Here is a 536-nt window from a genome sequence, read left to right as displayed (position 1 = left end):
TTGCCGAGCATCTTCGCCACCTGTGCGATGCACCAGTCGTCGTAGGCGTATTCGAGCGTTCGGGCGGCATTTTCGGGAATATTCACGTCATAAGGGACATATCCCAGCGTATTGTAATACTCATACCCCCAGCGCCCTGTGGAGCTCACCGTGGGGTGTACCTTCCGGCGTCCTGCGAGCATCGCCTCGTAGAGCGTCGCAATGTCTTCCTCGGGGGTGACACCTTTCAGGATGGCATCCGAAACGCCCGACGCCGAGTTGTTTCCGACCATGCACCCACGGTGTCCGGGCGAAGCCCATTCGGGCAGAAATCCGCTCTCGCGGTAAGCGTTTGCCAGCCCGGCCTGAATTTCGGCATTGACCGACGGATAGACCAGATTGAGCAGTGGGAACAGACTGCGGAAGGTGTCCCAGAATCCCGTGTCGGTATACATGTATCCCGGCAGTACCTCACCGTTGTAGGGGCTGTAATGCAGGATATTGCCGTTCTTGTCGATCTCGTAGAACTTGCGCGGGAACAAGGTCGAACGGTAGAG

1 protein-coding gene is annotated in these 536 nt (G+C 57.6%); it reads right to left on the bottom strand.

Going from position 1 to position 536, the window contains the following annotated elements:
• On the bottom strand, positions 1-536 hold a 536-nt coding region (locus ACFFUV_RS24195; protein WP_512701416.1), incomplete at both ends, for a glycoside hydrolase domain-containing protein.

The organism is Vibrio olivae (assembly GCF_042428525.1).
GTDB lineage: Bacteria > Pseudomonadota > Gammaproteobacteria > Enterobacterales > Vibrionaceae > Vibrio > Vibrio olivae.
Note: the sequence above shows the minus strand (reverse complement) of the source record. Positions and strands in the feature narration are given on the sequence as shown.